Raw genomic sequence first — 24,319 nt, forward strand, 5'->3', positions numbered from 1 at the left:
TGCGGAGATTGAATTCTGAATCCACCCCAGCCGCTTATCACAGCTGACAATATCGCCCTTCAGGTGGGCGGCAGACAGTTACTTAAAGATATTACAGTCGAATTGTCCCAGGGGGAGATTGTCACCTTAATAGGCCCTAATGGAGCCGGCAAAACCACTCTCCTTCGCCTTCTGCTGGGGCTCAGCCAGCCGACCCAGGGCCGCGTGTGGCGACAAACTGGGTTGCGTATTGGCTATATGCCCCAACGGCTTCATATCGATAGCTCAATGCCCATGTCAGTTGAACGCTTCTTGCAGCTTGGCCAACCGGCCATGAAGCCCGAGCAAGCGCAGTCGGCATTGGACAGGGTGGGCGCAGGGCAGCTTAGAGGCGCCTCTCTGGCAAATCTATCCGGTGGAGAAATGCAGCGGGTCTTACTCGCCCGTGCCGCATCGCGCAAACCTCAGCTGCTTGTCCTGGATGAACCCACGCAGGGAGTCGATATCGGTGGTCAAAGTGAGTTGTACCAGTTAATTGCCACTCTGCGCGACGAGCTCGGCTGCGGTGTGTTACTGGTTTCCCACGACCTTCATTTAGTTATGGCTGCAACCGACCGGGTCCTTTGTTTGAACCAGCATATCTGCTGTCACGGACATCCGGAGCAAGTAAGTCGCCACCCTGCCTATCTGGAATTATTTGGGGACAAGGTCGCCCCCTATACCCACCAACATAACCACCAACATAAATTAAGTGGAGATATTGCGCCCGCAAGCAGCTGCAATCATCAACACACTCACACAAATACAAAAAACAAAGAGCAAAAATAAGTGGTCGATTTCGGCGAATTACTGCACAGCCAATTTCTCTGGTACGCCCTCGCCGCCGGCCTTATGGTCGCTGTTGTCAGCGGCCCTTTGGGCTGCTTCGCCGTGTGGAGACGTATGGCCTATTTCGGCGACACCCTGGCTCACTCAGCCCTTCTCGGAGTGACGCTGGGTTTTGTACTTCAAATTATGCCAACGGTGGCCGTCGGCATTACTTGCTGTGTACTGGCACTGCTACTGATGTATTTACAGCAACGCCAAAAGCTCGCCGTAGATACCCTGCTGGGCATATTGTCCCACTCCATGCTGGCACTGGGGATTGTCACCGTCAGTTTCTTCAAGATAAAGGTGGACCTCTTATCTCTGTTGCTGGGAGATTTACTCGCAGTCAGTGGCCAGGATCTGGTACTAATGGCCATTGCCGCCGCCACAATCCTGGGACTGCTTTATTTCCTGTGGGAACAGTTACTGGCTTTCACCCTGCACGAGGAATTGGCTTCAGTAGAAGGTGTCCCCATCGAGCGACTGCGAGTCGCTCTGATGTTGATGCTGGCAATACTGATTGCGATCGCAATGAAAGTTGTCGGGGTTCTGTTAATTACCGCCCTGCTGATTATTCCCGCGGCTACCGCGCGAAAACTGTCGCACACTCCAGAGCGTATGGCGGTGCTGGCCTCATTGCTGGGATGCTTAGCGGTAGTGCTCGGCCTTCTTGCCTCTATCCTGTGGAATACACCCGCGGGCCCGTCCATTGTTCTGGCCGCAGCACTGTTCTTCCTCACTTCACAACTGCGAGCCAGCTAAAGGTGGCCTGCCGGTTAATCTCATCCTAATTTCTTATTTTATTTCGTTATTTGTCGCACATTGTCGCGTAAATCTACCCATTGGTGAGATGCCTGTCACCGTTTATCGCAATAAGCTGATGCTTAGCCGCTAGCTAATTGTGTCAATTTTCCGTCGTTGCTAGTGTTGCCCGACGACCAGCCGTATTAGGCCGGTCACCAATAATGACAAAAAAATGGACGCACAACGATATGGAAAAGTTCTCTCTTCGTCGCAAGGTATTAACTACAGCCATAGTGGCGGCAACCGCTGCCACTAGCCCACAAACACTCTTTGCCGCCGAGGATCAGGCGATGGAAGAAGTTGCAGTTGTGGGTTCCCGTATTAGTCGAAACGCTGAATTTGAAACAGCTACCCCGATCCAGGTAATGGATCGCGATGCCATCGAGAAGTCGGGATACACCAATCTGCAGCAGCTTTTTGAAAAAAACCCCGCCGCAGGTAATGGCACCTTCTCAACCCGGGGTAACAACCAGGACTCTACCGCAAACGGGGCTGCCGCTGTGAGCCTGCGCGGTATGGGTGCTGACGCCACTCTAGTACTGGTAAATGGTCGCCGGGTGGCTATCAGCGCATTTGCCGAGAGCATTACTACCAACTTTGTAGATATAAACAGTGTGCCCCTTGCGGCGATTGAGCGGGTCGAAGTCCTAAAGGATGGCGCCTCCGCAATTTACGGTTCCGATGCCGTTGCCGGTGTGGTCAATCTGGTGTTACGTAGAGACTTTGAAGGTACCGAGGTATCCGTAGATTACGGTGGTGCCGATGGCTATGACGAGCAATCCATGTCCGCCGTCTGGGGCATCAATGGGGATGACTCAAACCTGACTGTTATTTTTGACCACCATAAAAACAGCCGCCTATCCAGCACCGAACGCAGTGGTTTGGATACCGCTAACCAATCCAGCCGTGGCGGTATGGACTTCCGCTCCTCCAGGGGCTATCCCGGTAGCTTCAATGTGGGCGGTACCTTTGTTTCCGACCCCAACTGTCCCGAAGAGCGCGATACCGGTGAAGTCTGTGTCTATGATTACGGCCCCTGGACTTTGATCACACCCGAAGCCGAACGCACTGGCCTATTAATGCTTGGCCATACCCAGTTGGCCGAAGGCGTGGAGTTCTTTAGCGAGGTCGCTGTTCAGCACAATACCTCCGTAGCCCAGGGTGCACCCACCCCCCTCGATGGCGACGCGGGTCTCTATGTACTGGCAGATCATCCAAATAACCCATTCGGCGAAGATGTGGATATTTACCGCTATCGCACCGTGGATGCAGGCGCCCGCCAGTGGGATATCGAAACCGATAACTTGCGCGGTGTCTTCGGCCTGCGCGGCTCTGTCGCTGACTGGGACTGGGAGGCTTCTGTGCAGCGCTCCCGCAGTGAAACAACCCAGACCGGTGACCGCTCCCAGGGCTGGGTGCGTACGGACCTGTTACAAGAGCAGATTAATGCCGGTAACTACAATCCGTTTGGCGGGGTTCAAAATCCGGACTCGGTCATTGATGCCATCACCACCAGCCTAGTCCGCCAAGGCAAGTCTGACCTGACCAGCTATAACTTCTCAGTTAATGGAGATTTAGTCGATACCGCCAGTGGCACCATTGCCATGGCTGCAGGCTTGGAATATCGGGAGGAGAAAGCCTCCGACATCCCTGATGACCAGTTCCAGCGCGGTTTGATCTTCGGTACCGAATCCGTATCCGCCAGTGCCAGCCGGGATATCTCCTCAGCTTATGTGGAAGTTGCTATCCCCCTCCCTGCCAGGTTCGATCTAACTGTGGCCGCCCGTTACGATGATTACAGCGACTTTGGCAGCACCACCAATCCAATGGCAAATCTGCTGTGGACAGTAACCGACCAGCTATCCTTCCGAACCTCTTGGGGTACCGGCTTCCGCGCGCCGTCACTGGCACAGGTCGGCTTAGGCCCGTCACAAGAATCCTTATTCTTCGCTGATACCTATGGCTGTGAAGTTAACGATGCCTACTGTGCAAAGACCGACTACACCATTGTCTTCTCCGGCAACCCGGATCTGGATGCGGAAGAGTCAGAATCCTTTAACATCGGCGCTGTTTACGAGCCCATAGAAGACCTGCGACTGTCTCTGGATTATTGGAATATCACCCAGGAAGGTAAGATTGACGAGGTCCCCTTCGGCTATATCTACAGTCTCTATTGCTGGGATCAAGACAGCACCGTGTGCCGCCGCGATACCCCGATTGATGGTGAAACTCTTGGCGCTCTGCAATCTATCGACAGCAGCTTCACCAATATTGGTGAACAGGAAGTGTCGGGCGTTGACCTAAGTATTGTCTACAGCGGATTTGAGCTAGTGGGCGGAGAGCTTGGCCTGCGCCTGGATTACTCTTACCTGGCAGAATTTGAGCGTGTTGAACTGAATTCCAGCGGCGACGCATTTATCACCCGCGATCTGGCCGGTGAATACGAGTATCCACAACACCGTTGGAACGCTACCGCTGACTGGACCTTTGACACCTTCGGATTTAGTGCCGGGCTCAGCTACATTGGTGAGTTCGAGGATACTCCGGATATCGATTTCGACGGGACACTCGACTATGACAGCAATAACTCCCGCACCGTAGACTCTTTCCTGACCATGAATATGCAGGCCCGTTATACCGGCTTCGAGAATATGGTGTTGAGCCTGGGTGCGGATAATGTCTTCGATGAAGAACCGCCCTTCGCTATCGGGGATGGCGACGGAGACCTCTATGGTTATGTACAGTCACAACACGATCCCCGTGGTCGCTTTATCTACGGCAAGATGACTTATAGCTTCTAAGTTTTTTGTAAACCATAAAAATTACAAAGGGGAAGTATCAGGCTTCCCCTTTGTATTTCCTAACTAAGAGTAGTTAAGGACGACAATCATTTTTCTACGCCATTCTTCCGCACTCTTATTGCTGCCGACTCCAGAGAAATACGCTGTTTAGTCAATTCTTTTCCTGCTTTTCGAAACTCACGAATGCCCAGTAGAATTCCTATTAACTCAAAAAGCGAGACTGCCACCCCAATGACTAAAAGATAAATTTCTGGCACAACTATCTCCTGCGAGCTAGCAAAGCCGTCACTTTGAAATAGATACCCAGTGTCAGAATAGAGGGAACCCAAAGTGCGGTAAAAATGCCTTGCTCCTTATAACCGCTAAACCACAAACTTGCAGATAATATCAAAGAGATTAATACTGCCAGTAAGATAAAGAAATCTGATACTTTGAGCACACACCATATCCTCTAATCTTCATCAAATTCCCAGAATCCAATTGCCGCCATCAGCAAACCAAAAACTGTAATACCAGCTGGAATCCGCATCCACAATACGCCAAAAATATCTAACATTGAGGGAATAAATGAAAGAAAGCCTAAAATTCCCCACAGAAAGAATACACCGGCAATCGACAATCCAGTCCAACCCACTATCAATCGTACTTTCTTAGATCGAAAATAACCGGCCAAAAGTAATTTCTGCATTAATAATACAAAACAAACGGGCTTTGCCCGTTTGAACATTATTAACAGAATAGTGCAGCCTCAGCTGGTTAGAGGAGTGTGAGTCTCATCCTTTATTGCGCTTGGCGTAATCTTCATTAGCTTGCCAAACTCTAACTAAATTTCCGCCTAGAATTTTTTTAATGTCCTGCTTGCTATACCCACGCTTTAGCAGGCCTTCAACCAAATTAGGATATTGAGAGACGTCTTTTAAGCCGACGGGCAAGCTATCTCCGACACCGTCAAAATCCGATCCAATGCCTATATGATCCACTCCCACTAAATCACGAATATGGTCGAAATGATCAAGAACATCTTCCAAATCTGCATAAATGAACTTCTCAGCTGAAAGCTTATCGGAGTACTCCTCAACTTCCTTACTATCTTTGGGTAAACCCTTTTCTTTAGCAAATTTCTCAACCTGATCAGTTATTTCACGATATGAATTCAGTGATTCACCACTAATAAAAGTAGAGCCAAAATTCACCATGATAATGCCGCCATTGTCAGCCAACGCATTTATCATTTCATCATTCATATTTCGTTCAAATCCCGGCGTAAAATGCCTTGCCGAAGAGTGTGAAGCGATAATAGGAACAGCAGATAAATCAACAACTTGCCAAAAAGCTGCATCTGATACGTGGGAAATATCGATCATTACTCCCATCCGATTCATCTCTCGTACCAAGCGCTTTCCGAATGCACTCAAGCCTTCCCAGGGCCTGTTTTTATCATACGAGGAATCAGAGATATGATTGCTCTTTGAGTGGGCTAAGGTAATGTACCTCACCCCTCTATCAGAGAAATACTTTAAATTAGCAAGATCCCCCTCAATAGGAGCCCCGTTCTCTATACCCAAAGGTAAGGAAATTAAGCCGGCATCGACTTGCTTTTGTAGATCATTTATTGACTTAGGTATTGCAAACTTATCCGGGTGCTGTTTGACCATTGCTTCCACTTTATCAATCAAAGTATCTGCATACGATTTGGCAATACCCTCATCCTCCTTTTCTGCTGGGACATAAATAGACATAAAGGGGGCATTTAGTCCACCTGCTTTAGCTCGTGGGTAATCAAAGTCTCCCTTATCCGTGCTAAGTCCAACATCTTCTTCAGCTTGTTCGAGACGATAGGGAACATCTACATGTCCATCAACAATCAAATACTCTTGAACAAGCTCTTGAGCCAGACTTTTACCTTCAACTGCAAATACAGGGTTGCAAGTTAGTGCACATAATGTCCCAACTAAAAAATAATTTTTCAAATGACAATCTCCCTATTTATATGAATAAATCTAGAAAATTTACCGTAGATGGTGTTCATCTAGAACCACATTTCTTAAATACATTACTTTGATTTGTTAATCTACAAAGATTAAATCGTTGTCTTTCTTATAACTGCAGATTGGCTGAATCTTAGGGGTAACAATAAAACAATGATCCAAAGCAGATGATATATGGCCTAGCCGGGTAACGGGTAAGGCAACAAGATCATATGCAAAAGATTTACTCCCCAATGAGTCATTACGCATATCCAAAAATTCTGCCGTAATGTCCAAATCAATGCATAACAGATTGAGGCGACTATCAATAATAGAACTGCGGAGATATCTGTTGACCACCCTCCATGTAGAAGCACAAACACCGTAGCTACAACTGGTACGGATAACCAGCGCCAGCGCCCTAATAGTTCTTCGGTACCCCGCTGTAATATCCACCGGAAGAACCCCTCTTCAGAAATGCAAACAATTACTAAGTTTATCATTACCGCAACGGCGATAGTGCCAGTAAATTTTATCGAAGGCGTATATAGGAGTAGACCCAATGCAACGGGAGTAAATATAGCCAATAAAAGATAGGGTAAGTCCGTAAAACGGAAGGTCTGCTTCATGCGCAACATAAAAGCCAATAGGGCAATAGCAATAACTGCTTTACCGCTGTTTATGCTGGCATAGATAAGATTACCACTTGCATCTGTATAGGGTGGCAATACCTGGATATGTTCACTACCGGGAAGCAAATTTAACCCCGATACCAGCATTAAAACTGCTACAGAAAGAAAAGACAACGCTCTCGGCCAACTGCTAGTAGACTCTATTGCTCGCAGGAAAATCCAGATTAAAGGGGCTATAAGCCCACTCCAGCCAAAAGGAATTATACAAAGTGATAGCAAGATAGGTGCAGCCCAAGGACTCACCATACCAGATGGTGTCTGATCTCCTCTTCTCTTTAATGTAGCAACTTCATTTTGCATCGATTGGCCCAGAATTAATATCTAATTTGATAACAATAGCTCATGCGATTCCTTCACTATCCATTAAAGGTCGCTCGTATTGAACGATAGGTCAACTTCATTTTCGCAGGATCTAGAGGTGCCTTAAAAAAGGCGTGATAATGTCCTCTAGGATTAATTAATACAACTTGAGACCCATGATCGATAGTATAACCGCCCTCAGCAAGAGAAACTTTATTAAAAGGTACATTTAGCTGAGTGGCAAATTTCTTCAGCTTAAAAAAATCACCGGTAATACCACGGAATTCAGAATTAAAATAACGGACATACTGCCCTAACTGCTCCGGCTTGTCCCTGCTTGGGTCAACCGATACGAGTACTACGTCTGTAGATGCTCTGGTACTTTCGTCTAAAGTTTTATAAAAATTATTAAGTGTAGATAGAGTTGTTGGACAGATATCTGGACAGTGGGTAAACCCAAAAAATACCAAAGTCCACTTACCTTGAAAGTCTTTGGTATAGAAATCTCTACTGTCATCAGACAATAATTGTATATCTTCTATGATTCTTGGTCTCTGCAGTTTTACAGTGCCGTTAATTCTAAGTTCCTCATCAGTAATAATACGAGGCTGTCCGAGCTTATGTATAAATCCTGCAAGCACAGCAAGAATCAATACTAAAAGAACAATAACCGTAATTCTAATTCCACGTTTCTGTTTATCGATGGCAGAATATTTATTTTCCACTTTTCCCTCACACCTCAATTAAATAATGATCTAATAGCATGATAAAAAATAGTGCCATTAAATAAATTATTGAATATTTGAAAGTCTCCATACCAGCATTGGGGGTTTTTCCAATGAGCATTACAAAGCTCCAATAAACAAAACCAAATCCAAGTACGACAGCTCCCAGCAAATATAACCACCCAAACATCGCGGTGGCAAAGGGCAATAGGCTAACGGCCAGTAAAATAAAGGTATACAAAACTATATTTAGGTTTGTATAGGGTATTCCATGTGTAACCGGCAACATGGGAACATCAGCTTTTGCATACTCTTCTTTTCTATGTACGGCAAGGGCCCAAAAGTGTGGAGGAGTCCAAGCAAAAATAATCAATACTAACAACAATGCATGCCCATGCACTTCCCCAGTAACCGCAGTCCATCCCAGTAGGGGCGGAGCGGCACCTGCAAGCCCGCCAATAACAATGTTTTGTGGTGTGGCGCGTTTCAGGAACATGGTGTAAATCACCGCATATCCGAGAAGAGATATTAAGGTTAGCCAAGCGGTAAGGGCATTTACAAAAATCAACAGGATAAACATTCCTGTCACACCCAAGATAAGAGCAAAAGCAACCGCTTTAACTGGCTCAACCCGTCCTTTCGCAATCGGGCGATTACTGGTACGAGCCATTTTTGTATCAATATGACGATCAACTAAATGATTTACTGCCGCAGCACTACCCGCACAAAATGCAATTCCCAAATTACCAAATACTAAAATATCTAGCGGCACCATTCCTGGAACAGCTAAAAACATTCCAATAACAGAAGTTAACAGCATAAGCATAACTACTCGAGGCTTAGTAAGCTCATAGTAGTCCCGCCATTGAATTTGATGTATTCCCGTGGAGTTTATGGCCATATTCTCACCTATTTTTATATTTATATACGCTTAGTATCTAATTAAGATTGGATACGGTAGTTAAACCTTCTCCCCGCTCTATTACTTCCACATCGACTACCTCTTGTTTACTTATAATGACGGCATTCATTGTGTATATTCGATAACAAAAAGTTAGCAAACTAAGAAGTAGAAGAGCTGCACCAGCATTGTGTGCCACAGCAATCCCTAATGGTAGAGACATAACAACATTTGCTATTCCCAAGCTGACTTGAAGAAGTAGTACTCCGGTAAGCCATAATGACCAACCTCTCAATCCATATCTCCAAGCTAAAACTGAAAGAATAAGTACAATTGCTGTTGTAATCAGTGCTCCAATACGATGGGCAAGATGTATGGCTGTACGTGCATCATTCTCTAATGCACCACCTAAATAATTTGGGCCAATTTGTTGAAAAATATTAAAGCCTTCCACAAAGTTTGCCTGTGGCCACCATTGGTTATGACAAGTTGGAAAATCTGGACAGGCTAAAGCTGCGTAATTAGAGCTGGTCCAACCGCCGAGTCCAATCTGTAGAATTACTATTGCAACTGCAGTCAGAGCAAGTAGCCGTAATCGCCTTATTCCTGGTAAATACCTCCCATGTAATTGTCTAGGTTTATCAGCCAACCTTTCACAGAGAATCCACAACATAGATAATGTTGCCATTCCACCTAATAGATGAGCAGTAACTACCTGCGGCCAAAGCTTCAAGGTTACCGTCCACATCCCAAAAGCAGCTTGCAGTATAATAATAATTAAAAGAATATGTGTTTGCTTAAAGGTTGGGGCTTGCCGATCTCTCCAAGCAAGATAAGTGAGTAATACAACGAATAAAAGTAAAGTTCCTGCAAAGTATCGATGAACCATTTCCGGCCAAGTTTTACTAACATCTACCGGAGAGTCCGGAAAAATCATATTGGCCGTTTTAATTTCTTTTATATCATTCGGCCAGGTGAGATGACCATAACAACCAGGCCAGTCTGGACAGCCCAAACCGGCATCCACCAGCCTAGTAAATGCACCTAGAACAACAACTACGACAGCTAGTATACAGGCCGCCCAGGTAATGATATGTCGCCAATTCTTAGGGGTTTTTTGTTTAGACACTACTGAAAATCTCCGAATAATAATCTTATTGCTCGTAGGAGTACTTCAATAATCTTTTTATATCTTTAAGTAATTGGTTTCCGCTATGCTGCCGATCATAGGCCATCATTGCATAACCCTCCTGATCAACCAGCAATGCCTTGGTTGAAGTTACACCGCCATGATCAGTTTTCTGTACCAACTGCTTAAAGTTTTCATCATCCAAATTCACTATTTTTAGTTTCGGATGCTCAGTTTGTATTTGTTCTTGTCGTTTTTCATCCAAACTATCACCAACCACCAGTAACCTCTCAACCCTATGAGCTTTTTCCCCCAGCCGAATATGAACCTGCCTACTTATATACAAGAGATCTTCACAATCTTTACCACAATCACTGTCACTTAATATTAGATATCGCCATTTTGATTCTCCCTCTTGTGCCAGGGATTGCTGTTGTCCTTGAAAGGTGATTTTTATTTCAGTGATATCAAATGGGGGCTGCAATAATTCACCTTGATTAATCGTCTCTTTAGGCATGCCTAAGCCCGTATAGTAAACGACATAGGCAGCTGTAATTGGGAGTACGACGGATGCTAGCACTGAGAGTCCTTGAATGATTTTATTCGCTGGCTTCCTTTTGCTCAGATTTCTTTCAGGTGAAACTGGCTGACTATTTGATTTCATTTTAAAACTCCTTTTTCAAACTTCTACTCAATCTACGACGTAATCTAAAAATAATATTTGTGGCTGAATAAGCCCATAAAAGCCAGACAGCTATTGCCATCGTGAACCACTGGAAAGCATACGCTTGATGTTTTTCAGGGCCACTATTGAAAAAATTCCAATCAGTAATTAAAGCTGCACCTGAATCCGCAAACAAACGGATCGACCATCCACTGTTAACTAAGCCTATAGTCTCAATGAAATTTGAATTTATTTGTTGAATTCTATTATTAAAAACCGGGTCTAGACTAACACTCAAGGAGGTTTCAGTATCGATAGGGTATAAGTAGCCCTGAAGTGATTTCACATCAAGTGAAGCTGTTACTTCAGGTAAGCTATCTCGGTCGCCAGTAGAGGGAATCCAACCTCTATTGATAAGCCAATCAGTACTTTCTGTTGAAAATACTTGTAGTACTTCATATCCAACACGACCGTTTCTTGTTCTGTTATCCAGAAAATATATTTCCTTCTGGAAAACTCCCGCTAAAGTTACAGACGCATACTCTTGATAAGAACTTAGATTTGAGATTTCCTGCGGTTGCAGAGAGAGCCTACTCTCTACCTTTTGTATAAGTTCGACTTTCTGCTTTGCTCTATCAAGCTGCCACAATCCTAAAAAGATAAAAAGGATGAATGCACCCAGAGAAAATATCGTGATGGGCCAATTGCGAATCAGTGGTAAACTGATATCTTTCGCAGAAGCTGATGGAATATCTACTATCATGCGCAACTACATAAATAATGGAAAATAATAAAATGTGGCTAAAGATTGTTATTGTTGTCCTATTCCTTTCCGTACTTGCTAGTCTTTCAAGTGCACTTTTTTTTCTACTTAGAGATATGGGAACACCTCAATCCAAGCGCACACTCTACGCATTAGGTATTAGAATACTCCTAGCGTCACTCTTACTTCTTGCCATTTGGTACGGCTTTGAAAGTGGCATTTTGGCAAAAACGGCACCTTGGGCTGATAAATATTAAGAAAACAAAGGCTTTCTATTAATACGATAGAAAGCCTTGCCCACATTAAGCACCTAGAACATATACAAATATAAACAGCCCGACCCAAACTACATCGACAAAATGCCAATACCAACTTGCTGCTTCAAAGCCAAAGTGATCATCAGGTCTAAAATGATTGGCTATCACAGACCTTAACAACATGATCAACAACATAATTGTACCGAGTGTGACATGAGCACCATGAAATCCGGTCAGCATAAAGAATGTTGTACCATAGATTCCTGACTCAAGTGTTAACCCCAGGTGTTGATAGGCTTCGTAATATTCTTTACCTTGTAGAAAAATAAACGCCCCACCCAATGCTACAGTGATTGCCAGTAATATATTGAAATTTTTTCTTTGATTCTTTTTCAGGAAAACATGTGCGAAGTGTACAGTTACACTGGAAGTGAGAAGTATGATGGTGTTCCATAGTGGTAAGTGCCATGGGTCTATCACATCTTTAGGCCCCATAAATTTTGCCGTTTCTCCGTTTGCTGCGGCGTCAGGAGTCACATATAGGGGCCAGCTACTTTCGAATCCCTCCCAAAGCATATTGGAAATTCCACGATCACCTTCACCACCTAGCCAGGGAACTGTAAAATTGCGTATGTAATAAAGTGCTCCAAAGAATGCAGCAAAAAACATCACCTCAGAAAATATAAACCAGCCCATCCCCCAAACATATGATCTCTTTAACTGTTCACTGTTGAGCCCTGCCATATTCTCCTTGATTACGGCAGCAAACCAAAACCACAAAACTGCGGCCATCGCTAACGCACCGGTGAAGAAAATATAAGAGCTTCCTCCATTAATCCAATTTGCTGCGCCGAACGCTATTAGGAATAGACCTATCGTCGCAAAAATTGGCAGCCTGGATTGTTCGGGCACGTAATAACTGCTTTCACTAGCCATAATTTTTATCCCTCTCGCTCGGGGTCGATATCATTCTTATCGGTTTTATTGGCAAACCTTTCCGTTACATCAAACAACGTATAGGAAAGCGTTACAGTATTAACACTTGCGGGAAGATCTGGATCCACAATAAAACGTAGTGGTAATTCTGCAGTCTCTCCCGCTTTTAATTCTTGCTGGTTGAAGCAAAAACACTCTGTTTTATGAAAGTACTCAGCAGCTTTGAAAGGAACCATACTGGGAATTGCCTGACCAACCATATCCCTAGATGTCTTATTTTCTGCAATAAAAACAGTATCTTTAATTTCTCCAGGGTGTACTTTCAAAGACATCACACTCGGGCGAAATTCCCATGGCATATTTTCATTATTGTTTGCCACAAATTGCACTGTGACCAGCCTATTTTTATCAACCGCAGCTGGCACAGCTTCATAACGACCACCGGTTTTACCATTGAGTCCTGTGATTTCACAGAAGACATCGTAAATAGGCGGCATAATGAAAATTGCAAATACCAGCATGCTAGTCGCCACGGCCAGCAGCTTGATAGTTACCTTTGCATTTGCTCCAACTTTCATAGGTTAGCGTACAACCGGTGGCGTACTAAACGTGTGATATGGGGCAGGGGAAGCAACCGTCCATTCCAGTCCCTCAGGATCATCCCAAACCTGATCGGATGCTTTTTTCCCGCCCATTACAGTTCGTACCACATTAAACAAAAATACTATTTGTGCAGCGCCAAATAGGAAGGCACCGATACTGGATATTTGATTGAAATCCGCAAATTGCAGTGCGTAATCAGGTATCCGACGTGGCATACCGGCCAGGCCAACAAAGTGCATTGGGAAGAAAGTTACATTGAGACCAATAAATGCCAGCCAGAAATGTACCTTGCCCATAACTTCGCTATACATATGGCCAGTCCATTTAGGCAACCAATAGTAAACACCAGCAGTAATTGAGAAGATTGCACCAGGAACCAGCACATAGTGGAAATGAGCAACCACAAAGTACGTATCGTGATATTGGAAGTCTGCAGGCGCAATCGCTAGCATCAGACCAGAGAATCCACCGATGGCGAAAAGGATGATGAATGCAATTGCAAAAAGCATCGGGGTTTCAAATGTCATGGATCCCCGGAACATGGTGGAAACCCAGTTAAAGATTTTCACTCCTGTAGGTACAGCGATCAGCATTGTGGCGTACATAAAGAACAGCTCACCTGCAATCGGCATTCCCACAGTAAACATATGGTGCGCCCATACGATAAAGCTCAGGAATGCAATTGCTGCGGTGGCATATACCATAGAGCTGTATCCAAAAAGAGGCTTACGAGCGAAGGTGGGAATAATTGCAGAGATAATGCCAAAGGCCGGCAAAATCATGATGTAAACTTCCGGGTGTCCGAAGAACCAGAACACATGCTGGAATAAAACCGGATCACCGCCACCGGCTGCACTGAAGAAACTTGTGCCAAAATGAATGTCCATCAACATCATGGTCACTACTCCGGCTAACACTGGCATTACAGCAATCAAAAGGTAAGCAGTGATCAGCCAGGTCCATACAAACAACGGCATTTTCATCAAGGTCATACCAGGAGCACGCATATTCAAAATGGTTGCGATAATGTTGATCGCACCCATGATGGATGAAGCACCCATAATATGAATGGCAAAAATGAAGAAGGTTACGCTGGGTGGCGCATATTCCGTTGAAAGTGGCGCATAAAATGTCCAGCCGAAATTAGGCGCTCCCCCTTCCATAAATAAGGTCGATGCCAACATTGCGAAAGCAAAGGGCAAAATCCAAAAACTCCAGTTATTCATTCTTGGCAGTGCCATATCTGGTGCACCAATCATCATTGGTATCATCCAGTTAGCCAACCCCACAAAAGCCGGCATAACTGCACCAAATACCATGATCAGACCATGCATAGTGGTCATTTGATTGAAAAACTCCGGCTGTACAATTTGCAAACCGGGCTCGAATAATTCAGCGCGTATAACCAATGCCATACATCCGCCGAGTAGGAACATCGCAAAACTAAACCACAAATACATAGAGCCTATATCTTTGTGGTTGGTCGTATAGAGCCAACGCTTTATACCGGGCTGAGGACCATGTGCCATTCTTAAATTCCTCCGGGCGCTTACTGCTTATTCTTAAAGTTGAGGATATCTACGGGTTGGACGGTATCACCCATCTCATTGCCGAAAGCGTTTCGCTGGTAAGTAATTACCGCAGCCAGATCCACTTCTGATAGCTGCTCACCAAAAGCCTGCATTGCGGGGTTTACCGTAGAACCATCGATAACGATATCTAAGTGGCCATTGAGGGGACCGGTAGCAATTTTTGAGCCAGCAATCGGCGGGAATACTCCGGGTACTCCCTGCCCGTTCGGCTGGTGGCAGGCGGCACATGTGCGTGTATAGACTTTTTCACCCTGAGCAAAAAGCTCTTCGAAGGTAAATGTCTTCGCTGTAAGTTCACGCATTTTTATGGCTTCTGCTGCACGAGAACTCAACCAGTCATCGTATTCAGCCTGTGGTACTGCTTTCACAACAATAGGCATAAATCCATGGTCTTTTCCGCACAATTCAGCACACTGTCCGCGATATATTCCCGGCTCCTCAATACGCGTCCAGGCATCATTTATAAAACCGGGGATAGCATCTTTTTTAACGGCTAGATCTGGGACCCACCACGCATGTATTACATCATTGGCAGTAATCAGGAAGCGGATTTTTTTCTTGATAGGAACAACCAGCGGCTCATCGACTTCTAGGAGGTAGTTAGCACCCTTAGGCTGGAGGTTATCAATTTGAGCTTTGGGAGTGGACAAGCTGGAAAAGAATGAAACATCAGTGCCCCGATATTCATATTTCCACTTCCACTGATAACCGGTGATTACGATATTGAGATCTTCTTCCTCAGTATCGTAAATATCATAGAGCGTTTTGGTGGCCGGAATCGCCATCAGAATCAGGATAACGGTGGGAATAATAGTCCACACCAATTCCACAACCGTGCTCTCATGAAATTGGGCCGCTTGGTATCCCTTACTTTTGCGGTGACGCCACATGCTGTAGAACATGATGCTGAACACCAATGCCCCTATAGCCACACAAATCCAAAAGATCAGCATGTGTAGCTCGTAGGTGGTCTGGGCGACTTCTGTCACCCCCTGGGGCATATTAACCCCCCAGCGTTCAACGTCCTGCTCATTCGCTAACACCGCTTGTGCAGATAGCGAAGTAGCCAGCAAGGCGAACAGCCGATCAAAGCCTTTCAACATCGCCTACAGATCTCCGTGGTTGCGGGTCTCTCAGGGAAACCCGTAATTTTTATTTTGGCCACTGGCCTTCACGGATAAGCGAATTTTACCTGTATCAACTGCCTAACAGGATTAATTCCACACAAAATTTGTGGACATACTGTAGTAACACAAGACTACATACACTGGGCGAGGAGACCACCTCGCGTTACTGCCGTCAGTGCAACTTGTTATTCTTAGTAAAAGATTTTTTACTCCAGATGTCGTCGTCCGGAAAGGTACAACCAACAACCAGTTTCTTTATTTGTCGCAACTACTGCAGGTACAAAAGGAACACATCGACACAAAAAAGTCAATCGGGATCATTTTTGAATAACGTTGCTGCTTTATGAAAAAATTCGGTGATTAACAAATAAATTTAACCTCTTTGATAGGATACTTTTCCACAAGTAGAAAAAATATCGCTCCAAATAGAGACATGGCAATTTATTTGGTGAAAGATGACAACTAATCAAGCATTAATAATGCTGCCAAGAGAAGTATAAACCCTCTGGTTCAAGTGTCCCTGATTGCTTTTACACAGATTGACAACGATTTTTAATCCCTAATACTAAATTCTGACTGCTTCACACAACCAAGGCAGATTAGTTTCAATAAGCTTGAGGATTATCAGGCAGATCAATACAGAATCCTGTACTATCTACAATCAATCGAAATGATTTTTCCGCCAAATATTTCGTTTCGATTTTGTAAGCGTTACGAAATGAATTGCAAATAGCAGTATTGGGAGTCCGATTTAGGAAAAGGGTCTTATCAGCTCTGTACTGTTACCATTGGTAGAATCCGCCTGCACAGCTTTTCTTTTTCCGATTTCGGCTAGAAGCCAATCTATCCGTTAGTTGTTATGACTTATGCCTTCTTCTACAAAACTTGAATCCCAACCCATGTCTCGCGTCTGGAATCTGGCTTGGCCAATGATACTGAGTAATATTTCAGTGCCCTTACTCGGGATAGTAGATACCGCAATTCTTGGTCACCTCCCATCTGCAGAGTACCTATCCGGTGTAGCTATCGGGGCTAGCGTAATGTCGATGCTTTTATGGGCATTTGGGTTTCTGCGCATGGGTACTACCGGACTGGTGGCTCGGAGTACAGATCTTGGGATTCAATGGTTAGTACGTGCACTAGTATTAGCCATGGGGTTGGGAATCACTCTGTTTATTGTTGCCTCTCCTTTAATCTACTATATCGTTGAGTGGATGAATGCCAGTCAGGAAGCACAACCCCACGCACTGGCCTACCTACAAATACGTCTGTTATCTGCCCCCCTGGCTCTGGCAAACTTTGCCATTCTGGGTTTTTTTATTGGTCGACAAGATAGCCGTGCGCCTCTATATATACTTTTCGCTGCCAATCTTCTGAACATAGCCCTCGATTTCCTATTTATCCTTGGCCTGGGCCTAGGGGCAAAAGGTGCAGCAGCGGCAACCGTACTCGCTGATATTTTTGCATTTCTACTGGGTCTATATCTTCTTACCAGGGTTCATGTTGATATCTGGTCTTATGTACACAAAGAAATTGGGCAGAAGAAACTTCTCCCCTGGATCGATTCATCCCCATGGATCAATCTTTTAAAGATAAATACAGACTTATTTATAAGAACCTGTTTGCTCTTGCTAACACTCACTTTTTTTACTGCACAAGGGGCAGCCCAAGGTGATAATGTACTTGCTGCAAATGCTATTCTTATACAGTTATTAATGATGACTTCCTATGCCCTGGATGGTTTTGCTCATGCTACCGAGGCCTTGGTTGGGGAATCCATGGCAAAGAGATCAACGGCTCTATTCAGAAATACCGTTCGCAGTGCAGGTTTGTGGGCCCTGGGAAGCGCTGTCCTGATTACGCTGGTACTAGTTTCAGGGAAACCCTTGATTCTATCCTTATTTACAGATATCAAACCAGTAATCCACCAAGCGGAACAGGTATATTGGTGGCTCTGTGCACTACCTTTATTAGCGGTTTGGAGTTATCAGCTCGATGGTGTTTTTATCGGTGCTGGGAAAAGTCGCGATATGCGTAATACTATGTTTATAGCCTCAGTACTGGTTTTCTTTCCCGCCTGGTGGTTTACAAGGGATTGGGGGAATACAGGCATATGGTTCAGCTTGTTTTTGTGGATCGGAGCACGATCTTTAGGACTCATAGTATATTTTCAATACTACACTGTAACCAATTCCTGGATACGTAAATTACAGTAAAACTGTGGCAGGATATTTAGAGTTATTTTTTAATGTATAAATAACAGAATATGACAAATTTTGAGATTGAGAAATTAACTATTTCAGTCAGGATTACTCACTATCAAAATAGTAAATCTCTTATGATGCTACAAACACATTTAAAGCTATAATCTCAGGTTGGTAAATAATGACCGGGCAAAGCAACAAATAATAAAGCCCGCTCACATTTTTAATAGCTTGAAGACCGCACCTGTTTTTGCACTAAAATTTGCTTAAAATTTCCATAAAACGCTCCTTCTCCCTGGATGACAGCATTATATAAGTCTTCAACCTTCTGCTTTAATTCTTGGCTATAAAAATATAGGCTGCCGTTTCGGACACTGTAGGACTTTGGGTTCTCGGCCATGGTTTTGTAAAAAAGGGATACCCTTTCCAGATAGGTATCTGCCTGCTTTTTGGAAAAATTACCTTGTTGGTAATTATCTAAAACCTGAGAACTGATTCTTTGAAGAGTTAATTCGCGCTCTTCATCTGAAAAACGAAAGGCTTTTAATTGCGTGTTGATATCACGCTTTAGGTCTTTCATATAGCGAGCAGCAGCTTCTGCTGATTCATATAGTGCGTGAATAGTCTTTTCCCGCTTCCGCAGAGCACCGCGATCTTTCAAGGTATATATATTGGAGATTTCCTTTTCGGAGAAATCGCCTAGGGGGCGAAAAATAGTGACATGTTGCAAATTGCTATTCCTTGTGAGCTTGTCACAAATCTTTATTGCATGTCTCCACTTTTCAAAAGATTCTCCTTTAAGGATTTGATCAGGTAAAGCTTTTACAGCCACTCCCAACCTATTTTCCTCTTCAATGTAAAAATCTGGATGGGCTTTCCAGTCATTAGCCTGTAAACGGAATAACGTAAGTATCCCCTGATTCACACAGCTCGTTAGTAGATAGGCAACTTGTTCTCTCTGCCGTTCTGTATTTTTTCGATGGCGATCAAGGCCATAGAGACCTATGATCGCAACCGTAATAAAAACCACCAGTATAAAAAATATTTTTTTCACTTTTTACGGCTACTTGTGGGTTGGATAAGTTTCACTGGCTCCTCGTGAATATCTTTCTCTGTATCTTGGTTAACACGAGTAGACAGTTCTGTTGGCGCTGACTGCAATCGAATTTCATCCTTAAACCCACAGGCAACACATTCCCTATAATTTTTCCCATCCTTGTGATAGTTAATAATTTTATCCATTTCGCTACAGCGGGGGCACACAGCCCCTGCAATAAAGCGTTTTTTAACGATCTTACCAGACTCAGCCGAATCTTCTTTCTTCATCATGACTACTACTCAATATTTCATGACTGACTTATCCGTTACACAGGACTGATATTCAGCTCTTGCTGCTCGATACCAGAGTGACGCAATAGGGCATCAATTTGCGGCTCTCGTCCACGGAATTGAACAAACAGCTCCAACGCATCACGGCTACCACCCTGTTCCAAAATACTGTGCAGAAATTTATTTCCCGTCTCTCTATTAAAGATACCATCTTCCTCAAATAGAGAAAAAGCATCTGCCGAAAGCACTTCTGCCCATTTATAGCTGTAATATCCTGCGGCATAACCACCAGCAAAAATATGGCTAAAAGCATTTTGGAAGCGGTTTTCTGCGGCGATAGGCACAACAGCAATCTCTGCTCGTACCTGATCCAGTAAAACCTGAACTTTATCGGCGGTCAATGCCTCTTCGCTGGCATGGAGGCGAAAATCAAAAAGTGCAAACTCCAACTGGCGTACTGTAAACATGGCAGACTGGAAATTTTTCGCTGCCAGCATTTTATTCAGTAAAGCTTCGGGAAGGGCCTCTCCAGTTTCGAAATGTGCAGAAATTATGGAAATAGCCTGGGGTTGCCAACACCAATTTTCCAGAAATTGGCTGGGCATTTCCACCGCATCCCAAGCAACACCATTAATACCAGAAACTGCTGCCACATCAATCTGTGTCAGCATATGGTGGAGGCCATGGCCGAATTCATGGAATAAAGTGGTTACTTCCGTGTGGGTTAAAAGTGAGGGGATATCACCTGCAGCCGGACTGAAATTACATACTAGATAAGCTATAGGCAACTGGAGTCCGTTGAGCGTGTGGCGACGACTACTTACTGTATCCATCCAGGCCCCGCCACGCTTTTTCTCACGCGCGAACGCATCCAAATAGAAACCAGCTATCTTTTCGCCATCTCTCAGCAGCCAAAAGAACTGCACGTCGGCATGCCAAGTAGCAACGCTGGTATCTTCTTCAACTGTGATTCCGAATAATTTATCCACCACAGTAAAGAGGCCGTCAACGACTTTGGCGTAAGGGAAATAGGGCCTCAATTCCTCTTGGCTGATAGCGTATCGCTGCTGTTTGAGCTTTTCTGCAGCCCAGGCCACATCCCATGGTTGCAACTCTTCAATACTGAGTTGGTCTGCAGCAAACGCTTTCAGCTCAGCCATTTCTCGTTGGGCAGCTGGCCTGGCTCGTTCTGCCAGATCCTGTAGAAATTCCAAAACCCGCTCTGTATTTGGAGCCATTTTGCTGGCCAATGACAACTCCGCATAGCTGTTCATTCCCAGTAAACTGGCCTGTTCAGCGCGCAATGCGAGAATTGCCTCCATCACTTCGGAGTTATCGTATTCACCTGCCTGGGGACCAACTTCGGATGCGCGACTAACAAAAGCCAAATGGACATCCCGACGCAGAGATCTATTTTCAGCGTGGGTCATAACAGCGAGAAAGCTGGGCCCCTCTAAGGTAATCAGCCACCCATCGAGGCCTTTTGCCTCAGCTGCATTCCGTGCAGCGGCAAGAGCAGTTTGAGGAAGCCCCTGAAGCTGAGCTTCATCATTTGTATGCCAGGTCCAGGCATTGGTTGCATCGAGGACATTGTTGGCAAATTGGCTGGATAACTCCGCCAAACGCTGACTGTTAACGGCAAACTTTTCACGGGCCTCTCCTTCAAGGCCTACACCACCAAGTTCAAAGTCTCTGACTCCCAGCTCCAAGGACTTCTTGCGTGCCTGTGGCCAGTTTACAAACTCGGGCGACTGCATTAATTGGAGGTACAGGTCGTAAAGTTCACGATTTTGCCCCTGCTTTGTCCAGTAAGCCGTCACTTTGGCTAAAGCGGCCTCATAGGGCGCCCGCCAGGGGCCACTTACAACGCTATTCAGGTGACTGACTGGGGAGAAGGCTCGATTTAGCTGGTCTTCCGCCTGCTCCAGAGGCACCAGCGTATTATCCCAGCTGGGGGTCTCCAATCCCTGTTGAAGGGTTTGCTCACACGTTTTAATCAGTTCGGCGATGGCGGGTTCCACCTGCTCGGGCTCGAGATTATCAAAAGGCGGCAGCAGCGGGATATTCAACAGTGGATTGGACATATAAGACTCTGTGCTCGAATTAGGATAAAGCTATGATAGAGGATTCATTGTACAGGAGCTTATTTATGTCCCCACTGCGCAGCCACGATGATTCCCACGGCGAGAAGTTTCCAGAACTTGGCGACAGCGTATATATCGATCCGCAATCCGCAGTCATTGGTGACGTTACCCTGGGGGATGATTGCTCCGTATGGCCCATGGCCGTTGTGCGCGGTGATATGCATAAGATCCGCATCGGCGCGCGAACCAGTGTACAGGATGGGGCTGTTCTCCATATCACCCATGCGGGACCATTCAACGCCGACGGTTGGCCGCTGACCATTGGCGAAGATGTCACTATCGGTCATAAAGCCTGCCTGCACGGTTGTACCATCGGCAACCGGATCTTAATTGGTATCGGATCTATTGTTCTCGACGGAGCCATTATTGAGGACGATGTCGTACTGGCAGCCGGAGCACTGGTTCCGCCCGGTAAAACCCTGGAGAGTGGTTATCTCTACGTAGGCGCCCCCTGCAAAAAGGCGCGCCCCCTGTCTGACAAGGAAAAGGCTTTCTTTAAGTATTCCGCTGAAAACTACGTGAAACTGAAAGATCAGTATCTCCTTAAGCAGCAACCATAGTGACAGCCGGCTCCCCGCTATGCTTAACCTGAATATGGACCAGCTGCATATTTTTGTGCGCTCCTGTGAAGTCGGATCTTTTTCGGCGGTTGCTCGCGAAGTGGGCCGGGCTCAGTCTTCTGTAAGCAGCTTGATTCAAAATCTTGAACTCGACCTGGGGCTGACTCTATTTAACCGCGAAGGGAAATATCCCCAACCCACCGCCGCCGCTTTGGCATTACTACCATTAGCACGTCAATCGTTGGGGCAGTTGCAGCGCTTCCAACAAGCGGCAATTTCCTTCCAGCGGGGAGAGGAGCCCCAGCTCAATATATTATTTGAAGAGCTGGTAATGCCAGATCGACTCAACGATATGCTGGTAACTTTCAGCGAGCGCTTTCCGCATACTGAGCTTCAGCTCGGCAGTGTTACTGGGGAGGAAGCAGTCCAGCAGGTGACACTGGGTGAAGCCGATTTTGCCTTTGTCACCTCAAGGGATTCCTATCCCAGCTCGCTGGATACCAGTAACCTGGGACAACAGCGGGTACTTAGCCTGGCCTGCCCGGAACATCCCCTTGCCCAGAAAAAACAATCCTCATTGAATGAAGCGGCCCAGCACCGACAGATCACCACAGCACCAGAATCCCAAAGGTACCGTTGGCAGCTCTCTGCACAGACTTGGCGGAGTGATTCTCTGCTACAGGCCCTGGATCTGGCATGTAAGGGGGTTGGGTGGGTCAATGCGCCCTACGAACTGGCCCGGCCCTTTTTAAAAAGCGGCAGGTTGGTTGAGCTCAACTTAACCGGTTCTCTCAATACCTGGAGCCTCGGTGTGGATCTGCTCTGGTCCAAGCAGACGCCACAAGGCTTAGCTGCGCAATGGTTTGCCCGAGAGGCCCGGCGACTCTACGGTAACTTTTACAGCCCACCTATCGAAATATCCGATAGAAACTAATTTTTACCTATCAGGCTTTTACATAAGACTTGGCGTTGTAGGCCGATGGTCTGTGACTCAATCCGACTTGATTAGGAGCCAAACTATGTCGAAAGAGCAATACCTCCAGGAAATGGAGGCCTTCTCCCAAAAATACCGCTATGACATGGACTACTTGCGCGAGTTTCTTCAGGGCTCTCCTGAAGGCTTTGAAAAATTTAGAAATTTTCAGCCCCTATCCATGCACAGGGAGTTTTTACCTATTGATGTTTTTTGGGTGAGTAAGATAGCGGCAATGCAAGTAGCTGATTGCGGCATGTGCCTGCAACTGAATGTGCGTATGGCCCTAGAGGCTGGTGTTGAACCCCACTTGGTGAAAGCTTGTATCCAAGGCGGCAGCGGCCTGCCTGAGAACTTGCAGGACATTTTTGATTTTGCAACAGCCGTGGCCAGCTACAAAACGATCGATCCTGTTCTCAATGAACGGATAGGTGCACAACTGGATAACCGACAGAGAATCGAGCTGGGGGTCAGCGTCGCTACCGCGTCGGTCTTCCCCACAATCAAGCGGGCTATGGGATATACCCAAAGCTGCAGCCTGGTTGAGATCGAATTTAAACAGTGATGTGGCAGGCCTTGGCAACCAAGGCCTCCTCACTATTTACCCTGTAGCCGCAGCAGTGCCGATGCACCTATGCCGCCAATGGCACAAGCTAGAACGATAACCAGGGGCGTCATTTGTCCCAGTACCAGAGCACCGTAGTCATAACCTCTCTGCGGCAGAAGATACAACAGCATCAACCCTGCCGGCACCAGGGATAAGAGGAAGCCCCTTATTAACCAGGCGTTGCGCAAAGGCAACAAAAACAGCAGCCCGAAAACTCCACCCCAAACTACGCGCTGGTACAGGTAGGCATTGCTCAGGGATGGCGCCAAATCTACCCCTAGAAACTGGGTGAAGCCATACCGCCCCATGGCCCATAGCCCCACGGCATAGCAGAGCCCACCGAAACACCCCACAGCAAAACAAATCGACAGGTTTCGCACAATATCACGCACAAC

Annotated in this window: 25 protein-coding genes; 8 read left to right on the forward strand and 17 right to left on the reverse strand. The window is 45.7% G+C overall.

Features of this window, described 5'->3' with window-relative positions:
* Positions 1 to 15: 15 nt before the first annotated feature.
* The 3 genes from znuC to ACJJIZ_RS02175 all read left to right on the forward strand — a co-directional run bounded on the left by znuC (position 16) and on the right by ACJJIZ_RS02175 (position 4,451).
* Positions 16 to 807, forward strand: coding sequence for a zinc ABC transporter ATP-binding protein ZnuC (gene znuC, locus ACJJIZ_RS02165; protein ID WP_413665908.1), 792 nt, complete (start codon positions 16 to 18; stop codon positions 805 to 807).
* Positions 808 to 1,608, forward strand: coding sequence for an iron chelate uptake ABC transporter family permease subunit (locus tag ACJJIZ_RS02170; protein WP_444915084.1), 801 nt, complete (start codon positions 808 to 810; stop codon positions 1,606 to 1,608). It abuts the gene before it with no gap.
* 203 nt (positions 1,609 to 1,811) lie between these two features.
* The gene (locus tag ACJJIZ_RS02175; RefSeq protein ID WP_444915085.1) at positions 1,812 to 4,451 is read left to right on the forward strand and encodes a TonB-dependent receptor; all 2,640 of its coding nucleotides are present in this window, start codon (positions 1,812 to 1,814) and stop codon (positions 4,449 to 4,451) included.
* 86 nt (positions 4,452 to 4,537) lie between these two features.
* On the opposite strand, the gene ACJJIZ_RS02180 is transcribed toward ACJJIZ_RS02175, so the two are convergent.
* From ACJJIZ_RS02180 to ACJJIZ_RS02220, 9 genes are all read right to left on the reverse strand, one after another.
* Complete coding sequence (locus tag ACJJIZ_RS02180) at positions 4,538 to 4,708, reverse strand: hypothetical protein (protein ID WP_444915086.1); 171 nt, start codon at positions 4,706 to 4,708, stop codon at positions 4,538 to 4,540.
* 194 nt (positions 4,709 to 4,902) lie between these two features.
* Positions 4,903 to 5,139: a hypothetical protein gene (locus ACJJIZ_RS02185; RefSeq protein ID WP_444915087.1), complete on the reverse strand. Its 237-nt coding sequence runs from the start codon at positions 5,137 to 5,139 to the stop codon at positions 4,903 to 4,905.
* Between the two features lie 85 nt (positions 5,140 to 5,224).
* Entirely contained in the window at positions 5,225 to 6,421 is a 1,197-nt protein-coding gene (locus ACJJIZ_RS02190) for a dipeptidase (RefSeq protein ID WP_444915088.1), read from the reverse strand.
* Between the two features lie 197 nt (positions 6,422 to 6,618).
* Positions 6,619 to 7,410, reverse strand: a complete 792-nt coding sequence (locus ACJJIZ_RS02195) for a CPBP family intramembrane glutamic endopeptidase (protein WP_444915089.1) — start codon at positions 7,408 to 7,410, stop codon at positions 6,619 to 6,621.
* Positions 7,411 to 7,466: 56 nt separating this feature from the next.
* Positions 7,467 to 8,135, reverse strand: a complete 669-nt coding sequence (locus ACJJIZ_RS02200) for an SCO family protein (protein ID WP_444895566.1) — start codon at positions 8,133 to 8,135, stop codon at positions 7,467 to 7,469.
* A gap of 7 nt (positions 8,136 to 8,142) precedes the next feature.
* Entirely contained in the window at positions 8,143 to 9,036 is an 894-nt protein-coding gene (cyoE, locus tag ACJJIZ_RS02205) for a heme o synthase (protein WP_444895567.1), read from the reverse strand.
* A 37-nt stretch (positions 9,037 to 9,073) separates the two neighbouring features.
* Positions 9,074 to 10,165 (reverse strand): COX15/CtaA family protein, encoded by a 1,092-nt coding sequence (locus tag ACJJIZ_RS02210; protein ID WP_444915090.1) that lies wholly within the window; start codon positions 10,163 to 10,165, stop codon positions 9,074 to 9,076.
* Positions 10,166 to 10,190: 25 nt separating this feature from the next.
* Positions 10,191 to 10,829 carry a redox-active disulfide-containing membrane protein gene (locus ACJJIZ_RS02215; RefSeq protein ID WP_444911857.1) on the reverse strand — a complete coding sequence of 213 codons (639 nt, stop codon included), beginning with the start codon at positions 10,827 to 10,829 and terminating at the stop codon, positions 10,191 to 10,193.
* A gap of 1 nt (position 10,830) precedes the next feature.
* Positions 10,831 to 11,592, reverse strand: coding sequence for an SURF1 family protein (locus tag ACJJIZ_RS02220; protein ID WP_444911856.1), 762 nt, complete (start codon positions 11,590 to 11,592; stop codon positions 10,831 to 10,833).
* Between the two features lie 32 nt (positions 11,593 to 11,624).
* Here ACJJIZ_RS02220 and ACJJIZ_RS02225 point away from each other — a divergent pair, with 32 nt between their 5' ends.
* Entirely contained in the window at positions 11,625 to 11,849 is a 225-nt protein-coding gene (locus ACJJIZ_RS02225; RefSeq protein ID WP_413663912.1) for a DUF2909 domain-containing protein, read from the forward strand.
* Positions 11,850 to 11,894: 45 nt separating this feature from the next.
* Here ACJJIZ_RS02225 and ACJJIZ_RS02230 read toward each other — a convergent pair whose 3' ends face one another.
* From ACJJIZ_RS02230 to coxB, 4 genes are read right to left on the reverse strand one after another with little or no spacing between them, the layout of a single operon-like run.
* Positions 11,895 to 12,785 carry a cytochrome c oxidase subunit 3 gene (locus tag ACJJIZ_RS02230; RefSeq protein ID WP_282930522.1) on the reverse strand — a complete coding sequence of 297 codons (891 nt, stop codon included), beginning with the start codon at positions 12,783 to 12,785 and terminating at the stop codon, positions 11,895 to 11,897.
* Positions 12,786 to 12,790: 5 nt separating this feature from the next.
* Positions 12,791 to 13,363, reverse strand: coding sequence for a cytochrome c oxidase assembly protein (locus tag ACJJIZ_RS02235; RefSeq protein ID WP_282930523.1), 573 nt, complete (start codon positions 13,361 to 13,363; stop codon positions 12,791 to 12,793).
* Positions 13,364 to 13,366: 3 nt separating this feature from the next.
* On the reverse strand, positions 13,367 to 14,917 hold the full coding sequence (gene ctaD / locus ACJJIZ_RS02240; RefSeq protein ID WP_282930524.1) for a cytochrome c oxidase subunit I: 1,551 nt from the start codon (positions 14,915 to 14,917) through the stop codon (positions 13,367 to 13,369).
* A gap of 20 nt (positions 14,918 to 14,937) precedes the next feature.
* Complete coding sequence (gene coxB / locus ACJJIZ_RS02245) at positions 14,938 to 16,083, reverse strand: cytochrome c oxidase subunit II (protein ID WP_444915091.1); 1,146 nt, start codon at positions 16,081 to 16,083, stop codon at positions 14,938 to 14,940.
* A gap of 953 nt (positions 16,084 to 17,036) precedes the next feature.
* On the opposite strand from coxB, the gene ACJJIZ_RS02250 reads away from it, so the two are divergent.
* Entirely contained in the window at positions 17,037 to 18,323 is a 1,287-nt protein-coding gene (locus ACJJIZ_RS02250; RefSeq protein ID WP_444915092.1) for an MATE family efflux transporter, read from the forward strand.
* A gap of 211 nt (positions 18,324 to 18,534) precedes the next feature.
* Here the strand turns inward: ACJJIZ_RS02250 and ACJJIZ_RS02255 are convergent, their stop codons facing one another.
* Genes ACJJIZ_RS02255 through ACJJIZ_RS02265 form a run of 3 tightly spaced genes read right to left on the reverse strand, consistent with a single transcriptional unit; the run spans position 18,535 to position 21,724 of the window.
* Positions 18,535 to 19,365 carry a hypothetical protein gene (locus ACJJIZ_RS02255; protein ID WP_444915093.1) on the reverse strand — a complete coding sequence of 277 codons (831 nt, stop codon included), beginning with the start codon at positions 19,363 to 19,365 and terminating at the stop codon, positions 18,535 to 18,537.
* The gene (locus ACJJIZ_RS02260) at positions 19,362 to 19,640 is read right to left on the reverse strand and encodes a YheV family putative zinc ribbon protein (RefSeq protein ID WP_282930528.1); all 279 of its coding nucleotides are present in this window, start codon (positions 19,638 to 19,640) and stop codon (positions 19,362 to 19,364) included. Before ACJJIZ_RS02260 ends, ACJJIZ_RS02255 begins: the two co-directional genes overlap by 4 nt.
* Before the next feature lie 35 nt (positions 19,641 to 19,675).
* The gene (locus ACJJIZ_RS02265; protein ID WP_444915094.1) at positions 19,676 to 21,724 is read right to left on the reverse strand and encodes a M3 family metallopeptidase; all 2,049 of its coding nucleotides are present in this window, start codon (positions 21,722 to 21,724) and stop codon (positions 19,676 to 19,678) included.
* A gap of 65 nt (positions 21,725 to 21,789) precedes the next feature.
* Between ACJJIZ_RS02265 and ACJJIZ_RS02270 the strand changes: the two genes are divergently transcribed.
* From ACJJIZ_RS02270 to ACJJIZ_RS02280, 3 genes are all read left to right on the forward strand, one after another.
* Positions 21,790 to 22,344 carry a gamma carbonic anhydrase family protein gene (locus tag ACJJIZ_RS02270; protein WP_444892455.1) on the forward strand — a complete coding sequence of 185 codons (555 nt, stop codon included), beginning with the start codon at positions 21,790 to 21,792 and terminating at the stop codon, positions 22,342 to 22,344.
* Between the two features lie 19 nt (positions 22,345 to 22,363).
* The gene (locus ACJJIZ_RS02275) at positions 22,364 to 23,278 is read left to right on the forward strand and encodes a LysR family transcriptional regulator (RefSeq protein WP_444915095.1); all 915 of its coding nucleotides are present in this window, start codon (positions 22,364 to 22,366) and stop codon (positions 23,276 to 23,278) included.
* A gap of 85 nt (positions 23,279 to 23,363) precedes the next feature.
* Positions 23,364 to 23,882, forward strand: coding sequence for a carboxymuconolactone decarboxylase family protein (locus ACJJIZ_RS02280; protein ID WP_444915096.1), 519 nt, complete (start codon positions 23,364 to 23,366; stop codon positions 23,880 to 23,882).
* A gap of 32 nt (positions 23,883 to 23,914) precedes the next feature.
* Here ACJJIZ_RS02280 and ACJJIZ_RS02285 read toward each other — a convergent pair whose 3' ends face one another.
* The gene (locus ACJJIZ_RS02285) at positions 23,915 to 24,316 is read right to left on the reverse strand and encodes a hypothetical protein (protein ID WP_282930533.1); all 402 of its coding nucleotides are present in this window, start codon (positions 24,314 to 24,316) and stop codon (positions 23,915 to 23,917) included.
* Positions 24,317 to 24,319: the final 3 nt, after the last annotated feature.

It is taken from the genome of Microbulbifer maximicatervae (SeqCode) (assembly GCF_052467225.1).